Source organism: Stenotrophomonas sp. GW821-FHT09E08 (assembly GCF_059416125.1).
The window spans coordinates 25,629-34,895 of record NZ_JBWKOO010000025.1 but is presented as its reverse complement, the minus strand read 5'-3'; the positions used below and the strand labels follow the sequence as shown (position 1 = coordinate 34,895).

The following is a 9,267-nucleotide window of genomic DNA, read 5'->3' as shown; positions in this document are numbered from 1 at the left end:
GACCAAGGTACCCACGGCGTGGCTTGGGGGGCCGATATCTTCAGTGCATCACATTATCTCGCGGGAGGGACAGGGGGTACGGCACTTCCCGGGTAATTGATTACATGTTTGGTAAGGGTGAATTTATTCAGTTGCCCGCTGAGGTGCCCGGGTATCAAGGGCTGATGGCACAGGGGGTAAGGATTATAAACAATAGCTGGGGTGGTAGTTGGTCAAAGCTCAGTGATGGTGGAGATCCTCTTTATAATCGTGAGGCAAGGGAGTATATTTCACAACTTACTTCAAAATATACGGGGGCTGATGCTGATGATTTGGAGGTTTATCGATCTGCTTCGGCAGCCGGGATTGTTTCGATCTTTGCTGCCGGCAACAGCTCCGATGCTGCACAAGGCAAGGTGATTCATGCCACTCCGACTGCCTCGTTGCCAATGGCATTTCCGGAGTTGGAGTCCACTTGGCTGGCAGTGGCTGCGTTAGGGGAGGACGGAAAGCTTGCTGAATTTTCCCAGGCCTGTGGCAATGCCCGCTATTGGTGTGTCAGTGCGCCGGGTGTAGATGTTCGCTCAACTGGCGCCAAGCGAATCATCGGCCGGGAAAATGCGACTGCGTTCATTGAGAGTATGAGGTCGTACTTTCCGGAGTATGTGGATTTGTATTCAGAGAAGTCGCTTAATGATTATTTTAGGGATCCAGGCAATCCACTACTCAAAAGCAATGATCCATTCGTTAGTGATGACCCGGTGACTACTGCGCGATTACTTGCACTTCTTGTGATGCAGCGCGTACTTACTGCAAATGACTTGTCCATGGATAATAATAATAGGCTGGTTGATTATTCTATTCATTTCAAAGGGACGGAGCGGACTATTTTTTCCGATTTTTACAATCGCGCATCAATGGGTGCCAGTCCGGAATTCATGCTGGAGCGGTCGGAATTCGCGAGAGCCTTTGCTGATGAGTATTATCGAATTATAGGGGAGTACTCTGAGGTGGATTCTGGAGGCTATCTTTATGCGAGCGGAACCTCGATGGCCGCCCCGGTGGTTTCCGGGGCGCTGGCGCTGGTCATGGAGCGCTTCAAGTATCTGTCCGGAGAGCAGGCCCGAGATGTGATCTTGACAACGTCCCAGGACATAGGTGAACCGGGCGTTGACGAAGAGCACGGCTGGGGGCGGCCTGATATGGAGGCGGCAATGAAAGGTCCTGGCGGTCTGCTGCGTGATTGGCGCGTCGATCTTCAGGGCGAAAGCGATGTGTGGTCCAACGATCTGGTCAATGGCGTTGTCCTCTCGGCCCGTGAAAGTGATCGGGGGCGCCTGATTCTTAGTGGGGCTGGTCAACTGGAGCTGCGGGGCAACAACTCGATTGAAGGGTTCCAGGTCAGCAAAGGTGTGCTGACCCTGTCGGCGGAGAACCAGGTCGCCAGCACGACACTGGTCGACGGTGGTGTGTTGAACATTAATACGACAGGCACGTTGTCGGGCGCCGACCTTCAGGTCGACAGCGGTTCGTCGGTTGTTAACGGCACCATGACCGGCAATACGCTGATCGGTGCACAGGGGCGGTTGAGTGGCGCCGGCACCCTGGTGGGCGATGTGCGCGTTGAAGGCATCGTCGAGCCGGGCAACTCCGTCGGCACCCTCACCATCGATGGCAACTATGTGCAGACGGCCACAGGTGTCTATGCGGCCGAGTTGGCCTCTGGCGAGCGCAGTGACTTGCTGCGTGTCACCGGGACGGCAACACTGGACGGCACCTTGGCTGCGCTTCCTGAGCCTGGTGTGTACTACCTGGGCGAGCAGTTCAATGTCCTGCAGGCGGATGGGGGGGTGCAGGGGCAGTTCGCCAAGACTGACTTCAGCGCGTTCTCGCCATTCCTGCAGTTCAGCGTGGCCTATGCGGCCAACGGAGCGCGCATTGATGTGGCACGCGGCGCGCTGCTGGCCAGCGCTGCCAGCACGCCCAACCAGCGTGCGGTGGCCGAGGTGGCCGACGCCCTGGCGATCAACCAGGGCCTGCCCCGGCCGTTGACCCAGCTGTTCCCGCAACAGGCCGGTGCGGCACTGGATGGCCTGAGCGGCGAGCTGCATGCCAGCACGGTCTCGGTGCTGGTGGAGAACAGCCGCTACGTGCGTGATGTGGCCCTGAGCCGAACTAATGCCGGCCTGGCGCCGGGAGAAGGGCAGTCCAGCGGCACTGGCGCCTGGGTGCAGGCGCTAGGTGGCAATGGCAAGCTTGATGGCGACGGCAATGCCAGCCGTACCGAGAGCAATGTCACTGGCCTGCTGGTGGGCCTGGACCATGGTGTGGGCGGCTGGCAGCTGGGTGTGCTGGGCGGCACCGGTCGCACCGACCTCAAGCAGGCGCAGGGGCGGCAGGCCAGATCGAAGATCACCAACACCCACCTGGGCCTGTATGCCGGCCATACCTGGGGCGGTTTCGGTCTGCGTGGTGGATTGGCCTTCAGCCGGCACAAGATCAACAGCACGCGTGAAGTGGCCTTTGCTGGCTTCAGCGATACGCTGAGTGCCCGCTATGATGCGAACAGCCGCCAGGCGTTCATCGAGGCCGGCTACCGCTTCGGTGATCGTGAGTCCGGGCTGGAGCCCTACCTGCAGGTGGCGCAGGTGCAGGTTGATATGGATGAGGTGCGCGAGCAGGGCGGTGCGGCGGCGTTGCGCGGGCAGGCGGAAGATACCCGCACGACGGTGGCCACCGCTGGCCTGCGCTTTGACAAGGGGCTGAAGGCCGCGTTCCAGCAGGATAGCTGGCTGCACGTGCGCGGCGGCGTGGGCTACCGACGCAGTTTCGGTGATCGCAACCCGCTGGCGCAGCTGGCGTTCGATGCCGGCGATGCCTTCACTATCAGCGGTGCGCCGGTTGCCGATCGTGCGGTGGTGGCCGAACTGGGGCTGTCAGCGTGGTTGACTGCGCGCCAGCAGTTGGAGCTGGGCTACAGCGGTCAGTTCGGCGAGGACAGTCGCGACCACAGCGTCAACGCCCGCTGGTCGGTGCAGTTCTGAGGCAGGCCTGAGGCCGGGGAGAGGGCGCGGGATTGGCCCTCTCCCCCTGTTTTCTTTCATCAGCCCGGATTGGAAAATGAACATGAGCAGCGAAGAGGCGCTGTCGGTATCAGGCAGGTTGGCTGCCATGACGGTCATCATGGGAGCGCTTCTTGCTGATGCCAAACGCAACCATGACCATCCCGTGCAGGCCCTGGTCGATCTTCTTGGCGTAGCGGATGAGCAGATAAAGAGGGCTCTGGAAAGCGAGCCTGCAGTGATGGATGAACACTTCCGCGAGATATTCAATGATGCGTCGAGCGCGACGATCGTGGAGGTGGGGTTGATTGCACAGGGCCTGTTGGGTGATGCAAACAGCTATGACCATAAAGCGACGGCTAGCAAGTAAGCCGGCGATGTGCTCGAGGTTCAGCCGAATTACGTGTAAAAATGTCCCGCTTTATCCCATTTTCCCTGTGAAATGATGAGGTTGCCGGATAAAAACGGCGCCTATCGCGGCTACCCGCTCTCACGCGCCCCTTGTGTCTGACACGGTGTCCGCAGCGGTTTGATCTGGTTTTAGCTGTGCCAGTAGCTGCGCCAGTGCTTCCAGGCGTTCGCCAGCGCGCTGGCGCGTCAGCTTCGGCCTGCTCGCGACGTTCCCTTTCCCTGATCGCTTCGGAGCGAGTGCCGGCCAACTCGGCCCGCACATTCTCCAGGGCCTGTACATCTTATTAAGCCCATCGTCCCTACAGTGCTTGATGCTCAGCGGCCGTCAGCCGCAAGACATCCAATTCCTTCTGCTGGCTTTCGATGCCGTGCCGGGCTCCGGCCAGTTCCCGCCCCAGGTGCCCGTGGCGCTCCAGCCACTGGTCGTTGTCGCGGTTGAGCTGCAGCAGTCCGTGATTCTTGGCCGTCAAGGCCTCGTTGGCCTGTCGCAGGGCCACCTGCAGCTCCTGTACCTGATGCATCTGGACGTGTGATGTGGCGGGTCCTCGCAAGGCCCGCCGGGTCCATGGCTACTTGCTCGTCGATGGTTCTCTGCTATTCGAGACGCAACCTTCCGACAATCCTTATCTTTCTCTTCGGACTTGACTCATAAGATCGATGGGGAGCGCGCTGCGCCAACGACGTCGCAATCGTACCGATCGGATCTGACAGGCATCGACGCGGTCCGACTGCTGACGCAGTAGTCGCTAGCTTGTAGACGCGTGCTGTTCGATGCAGCTCTCGTTGAACGCGCGATCGGTGGATGCAGGATGTTTGATCAACATATCCGCAGGCCGTCGAGGCCGAGATACCATTTCGCCACCGCAGTTCGGGCAAACACCCTTCAATACGTTCTGAGTGCAGTCTCTGCAGAACGTGCACTCGAAGGAGCATATGAACGCTTCTAGCGAATCGGGCGGCAGATCTTTGTCGCAGCATTCACATCCGGGACGAATGTCGAGCATTTCAGTCTCCTGTCTCTATCGGGTTCAACGTGGAGAGTCGCCGGCGGTATGTGCCCCCCCGGCCAGTGCACTGTGGGGGGCGCTCCTCGTTATAGAAACGCCGGCATGCTTCGATTTTGCTCCTTGCATCGGCCAGCGACAAGAACCAATGCTCGTTCAGGCACTCCTGCCTGATCCGACGAATCCACGTGCAGCGTGTGCCCGTATCCAACTGGTGGCAGTGAGCGATAACGCGGATCGGTACGTCCGCGTGTTGCGTGGTAGGCGCGAAGTGTTCGGTCGTCTACTACTTCCAGATAGCACGAGGAAGCCAGGACGTCGCCATCGCGCCGTTCTCGTTTAGCATCGAAAACATCTCTGTTACAGGTAAGCGCAAGTCGGAGAGGCAACCGCAGGACAAGAAGGTGCTTAGTTCGGCAATTCTCGCGGCAGTGGATCGGCACTTCACAGCCCTTCGTTCGCTCTAAACGGCACGTCGTACGCGCTTTGGCGACTTTCCGTTACAGCGTGACTACATATCATCAGACGCAGCAATCCGCATGAAGTCATCGCTGGGCCTGGAAGTTGGAGCTGTCGCTACATCTGCAGATTCCACTTGAGTTGGTCCGCGATATGCGCCGGCCCCTGAAACCAGGCAAATTATGCAGCTTCAGGCCCGGCCATGGGCCCTCGGCCTGCCACCAGCCTGGTGCATCCGCCCATGTTCTTGTCAAAGAAAGTTCTTACTGCGGAATCGCGTCGACTACTGTAACTACGGCGACCGATTTCGCACCACGAGTCAGCGCCACGTACAGGTCTTTCGGCGTCATCGACTCGGCTTCCAGGACGATCACATGGTCGTACTCAAGCCCTTTTACCAAAAGAGTTGTCCCAATGAGCTTGTTATGGCCCACTGGTCTGCCGGGCAATTAGCTGGGCAAATGACTCGGCACCAGGTCCATCCACATAGTTTGGATCGCAACGGGACCAGTAGTCCTCTACCCACTGCTTGCGGTCTGCCGCCGAGGTGCCCACGCATCGCTCGGGCGACAGATAAGTGAACTCATGGGCATCCAGGGGCGCAGCGACCAATTTGAAGCGCTCGGCGAGTGGTTGTGACGTCTGCCTAGCCCGGAGAAATGGTGAGGTAAAGATGCGGTCAGGCGCAGCCGACCAGGTCATTGCCATAGCGCGAGCCTGCTCCTCCCCCATGGCCGTAAGGGCAATGGATTCTGGGTCTGCAGTTATAAATCCCGCATTAGCCATGCTTTGCGCATGCCATACTACCACTAGCATCTTCCCTCTCCCTTGCTCTGCTTGTCTCGAGGGCAAGTGCCTGCTCCCCGTCTCGGATGCACCCTGACTCCGACGCATAGGCCCTCCTAACCTAGTATCAAGAGCTATTAGGCCGTCCCCCATTGTCGCAATGGTTCTGGACCATTGTCTGCTGCTGATTACGCTCGTTTGCCTTGCGCTACACAGTCTTTGCCACTCAAAGAGGGCCAAAGCATGGCCCAAGCCCTGACAGGGTACACAGACTATGGGGTTCCGGTGGGCACCTACTTTGGTGATGGGAGCAAAAGGGATCCGACCCTGCGGGGCCTGCGGCGGTTACACCGGGTAGCCGGTCGCCTCGCGGGCCTTCTTCCAGGCGATGTCGAACTCGCGCGCGCTGATTTCGTCGTCTTCATCGAAATCCATGAACGACACCGGCTGGTCGGCCAGCACGAAGCGGTCATCGCTCTGCCCGGTTTCATCGGCCCAGACCACCTTGGCCCCGTAGATCTCCACCTGGCGCACGATTTTTTCACCACGGGCTTCCATCAGCACGTTGCCCTTGCCCAGGCTCGATTCGGCCCAGTGCTTGTAGTACTTCTTGCTGTTGGTCTTTGCGTTGGGTTTTGCGTATTTCATTGCATTGGTCCTGGCCGCAGGTGCGACCGGAGAGTTCGGAATGGCGCCATTATCAGGCATTCGTGCTCAGATCCCTTTCCTGCGGAGAGGGATCTGCCCCCTGCCAAACTACTTCGGCAAGGGGGCGCCCTTCGGCCACAGCATCCAGATGTTGCCCTTCTGCTTCATGTCACCGGCCAGCTTGCCGGCGGCATCGCCGCTGCCCCAGTACAGGTCCGCGCGCACTTCGCCGGCAATCGCGCCGCCGGTATCCTGCGCGGCCACCGGGCGCACCACCGGGCTGCCGTCCGGGCGCGTGGTGGACAGCCACAGCAGGCTGCCCAGCGGCACCACGGTGCGGTCCACCGCCACGCTGTAACCCGCCGTCAGCGGCACGTTCAGCGAACCGCGCGGGCCTTCCGGGCTGTCCGCGCTGCGTACGAAGAACACGTAGCTGGGGTTGCTGCGCAGCAGTTCCGGCACACGGGAAGGGTTGGCCCTGGCCCAGGCGCGGATCGCGTCCATGGTCACGTCCTCCTTCTTCAGCTGGCCCTGGTCCACCAGCCAACGGCCGATCGCGCGATAGGGATGCCCGTTCTGTTCGGCATAGGCCAGGCGCACCTGCGTGCCATCGGCCAGGCGAACCCGGCCCGAGCCCTGGATCTGCAGCAGCTGCAGGTCCATCGGATCGGTCAGCCAGGCCAGCACCGGGGCCTTGGCGCCCTTGGCCGCGATGGTGCCTGCATCGTCATAGGGCTTGAGCACCTTGCCATCGACGCGGCCGCGCAGGCGCTTGCCCTTCAGTTCCGGGTAGACGCTGTCCAGCTGCACCACGATCAGGTCATCCGGCGTGCCGTACACCGGCACGGTGGCCTTGTCGGTGCGGGTCAGGCTGCCGGGATAGATCGGCTCGTAGTAGCCGGTGATCAGCCCATCAGCCTGGTGCCCCCCGGCACGCAGCGCGTAGGCATCGAGGTCGCGCTGCAGGAACTGGCGGATCGCGGCAGGGTCCTTGTCGTTCACTGCTGCAGCCGTGGTGCAGGGCTTGGCCCAGACCGCGTCGTTCTTCAGGCGAGTGCAGCTGCTGCGCCAGGCAACGAAGCCGGCCTGCAGGTCGGTATCGGAAACCGGCGGCAGCGCACTCCATTCAACCTTGGCGTAGGTGGCGGCAGGCTTGATTGGTGCTGGCGGTGCTTCGGGACGGGTGCCGGTGGTGCTGCAGGCCGCAAGCACGGCCAGCGCAAGAAGGCTCAAGCTCGTGCGGCTCAGGGGGGCGATGATGTCTTTCATTGCCCCAATGTAGAGGAAATGGCACGGCACCGGACCCGTCGGGTGCCCGGCGCCGCACTCTCCCTTCAGCGTCCGCCGCTACCCAGCAGGCCACTGTTGCTGGTGGCGAACACCGGCGGCGGCATGTCCAACACGGCATCGCTCACGGTGCGACCGGCCAGGAACGTGACGATGCTGCGGGCGATGGCAGGATTGCCGGTCCACAGCTCGTGGTGATGGCTGGCGTTGCGCACCAGCAGCGAGCGGCCGTTGTGGAAGCCTGGACGCAGTGCATCGGCGTTGGCTGGTGGCGTGCGTCCATCCAGCGTGCCGCTGATGAACAGCACCGGCACCTCGCTGCGCAGTGGGCCACGGAAGGATTCGCCCAGATCGGCCAGGCCCAGGCCGTTGCCGATGGCGGGGAACGGGAAGTTCAAGGCGTCGCCGAACAGGCTTTCGCGCGCCTGCGCCTCCACCCGGGCCAAGCGCTGCGGGCTCTGCCCGGACGCCACATCCATCGCCAGCCCCATTGCCGGGTACTCGGCGAACTGCGCACGCACGATCAGCACCAGGTCTGCCAGCGGATCGTAGTTGCCGCGCTCGGCCTCGCGCAGCACCAGCGGCAGCCACTGCTGGGTGTGCCGCTGGCCGAGCGCATTGGCGATCAGGATCTGCGCATCGAATTCACCGATGGTCACCTGGCGACCCTCGTGCATGCGACTGCGGCCCTGCCGTGGCTGCTCACGCAGCGCCTGCAGCACGCGTGAGGCCGATCCGACCAGATCGTCGAAGCCATCCTTGCGCGCCAACTGCGCAAGCTCCTGCAGCAGCGCGTCGCTGCTCAGCGGCAGCTTCAGTGTGTCATCAGGACCTTCGGTGCCCATCAACACCACGCGCTCGAGGCCTTCACCGTGCAGTCGCACCGCAGCCAGGGCCAGATGCGTGCCGTAGCTCATGCCCCACAGGCTGATCTTCGGCACACCCAGCGCGCGGCGCAGGTCGTCAAGGTCGGCGGCGCTCTCGGCCGTGGTGTAGGCACCCAGATCAACGCCAGCCTGCCGCCAGAACGCCACGCACTTCGCTGCCGTTGCCTGCAGCGCGACCAGCGCCGTATCGCGCTGCAATGGCTGCGCATCATCGAATCGGGTCTGGTGCGGGCATTCCGGCGGCGGTTCGGACAGGCCGGCGCCGCGCTGGTCGAGCAGCAGCACATCGGTCTCGCGGCGGACCAGGTCGAACACCGGCCAGCGTGGGCCGCGCGCAGTGTCGATGCCGGAGCCGCCCGGGCCACCGGCCAGGTAGACCACGGGAGCGCTGCGACCATTGCCGCCGGTTGCACGCAGGCGTACCACTTTCAGCTGCATGCGTGGTCCATCCGGCTCGCTGTGCCGGCGTGGCACTGCAAGCACGGCGATCTCCGCAGGGATGCTGCCATGTGCTTTGGTCTGCAGCGTGTAGGGCTGGAACGCCAGCGCAGCCGGGTTGGCCTGTGCGGCTGTGGCCACGGCCAGCGCCAGGCCGATTGCAGCCAGCGTGGCGGCGACGGCAGTGCGGCAACGATGGGAACTGCGGGGAAGCGTGCGGGCGCTGCGGGTCATGTCGGGCTCCGATGGAAGGACGTGCGCCACCAGCGTCTGCCCTTCCGCAGCACACGGGGCGTGCGCACCTGC

8 protein-coding genes and 2 pseudogenes are annotated in these 9,267 nt (G+C 62.1%); 3 read left to right on the top strand and 7 right to left on the bottom strand.

Features of this window, described 5'->3' with window-relative positions:
• Positions 1-104: 104 nt before the first annotated feature.
• Positions 105-3,023: an autotransporter domain-containing protein gene (locus AC07M7_RS20650; RefSeq protein WP_495208183.1), complete on the top strand. Its 2,919-nt coding sequence runs from the start codon at positions 105-107 to the stop codon at positions 3,021-3,023.
• An 82-nt stretch (positions 3,024-3,105) separates the two neighbouring features.
• Positions 3,106-3,411, top strand: coding sequence for a hypothetical protein (locus AC07M7_RS20645; protein ID WP_495208182.1), 306 nt, complete (start codon positions 3,106-3,108; stop codon positions 3,409-3,411).
• Between the two features lie 120 nt (positions 3,412-3,531).
• Here the strand turns inward: AC07M7_RS20645 and AC07M7_RS20640 are convergent.
• Positions 3,532-3,970, bottom strand: a pseudogene (locus AC07M7_RS20640) (DNA-binding protein); the annotation flags it as partial.
• Between the two features lie 16 nt (positions 3,971-3,986).
• Between AC07M7_RS20640 and AC07M7_RS20635 the strand changes: the two are divergent.
• On the top strand, positions 3,987-4,097 hold the full coding sequence (locus tag AC07M7_RS20635; protein WP_495208181.1) for a conjugal transfer nickase/helicase domain-containing protein: 111 nt from the start codon (positions 3,987-3,989) through the stop codon (positions 4,095-4,097).
• Between the two features lie 101 nt (positions 4,098-4,198).
• Here AC07M7_RS20635 and AC07M7_RS20630 read toward each other — a convergent pair whose 3' ends face one another.
• From AC07M7_RS20630 to AC07M7_RS20605, 6 genes and pseudogenes are all read right to left on the bottom strand, one after another.
• On the bottom strand, positions 4,199-4,456 hold the full coding sequence (locus AC07M7_RS20630) for a DUF1272 domain-containing protein (RefSeq protein WP_495208180.1): 258 nt from the start codon (positions 4,454-4,456) through the stop codon (positions 4,199-4,201).
• A 1-nt stretch (position 4,457) separates the two neighbouring features.
• A pseudogene (locus AC07M7_RS20625) lies at positions 4,458-4,634 on the bottom strand (integrase core domain-containing protein); the annotation flags it as partial.
• Between the two features lie 704 nt (positions 4,635-5,338).
• Complete coding sequence (locus tag AC07M7_RS20620) at positions 5,339-5,731, bottom strand: histidine phosphatase family protein (protein WP_495208179.1); 393 nt, start codon at positions 5,729-5,731, stop codon at positions 5,339-5,341.
• Between the two features lie 315 nt (positions 5,732-6,046).
• Entirely contained in the window at positions 6,047-6,349 is a 303-nt protein-coding gene (locus AC07M7_RS20615; protein ID WP_046985380.1) for a hypothetical protein, read from the bottom strand.
• A gap of 108 nt (positions 6,350-6,457) precedes the next feature.
• Positions 6,458-7,618, bottom strand: coding sequence for a murein transglycosylase A (gene mltA / locus AC07M7_RS20610; RefSeq protein WP_495208178.1), 1,161 nt, complete (start codon positions 7,616-7,618; stop codon positions 6,458-6,460).
• A gap of 65 nt (positions 7,619-7,683) precedes the next feature.
• The gene (locus AC07M7_RS20605; protein WP_495208177.1) at positions 7,684-9,195 is read right to left on the bottom strand and encodes an alpha/beta fold hydrolase; all 1,512 of its coding nucleotides are present in this window, start codon (positions 9,193-9,195) and stop codon (positions 7,684-7,686) included.
• Positions 9,196-9,267 lie beyond the last annotated feature (72 nt).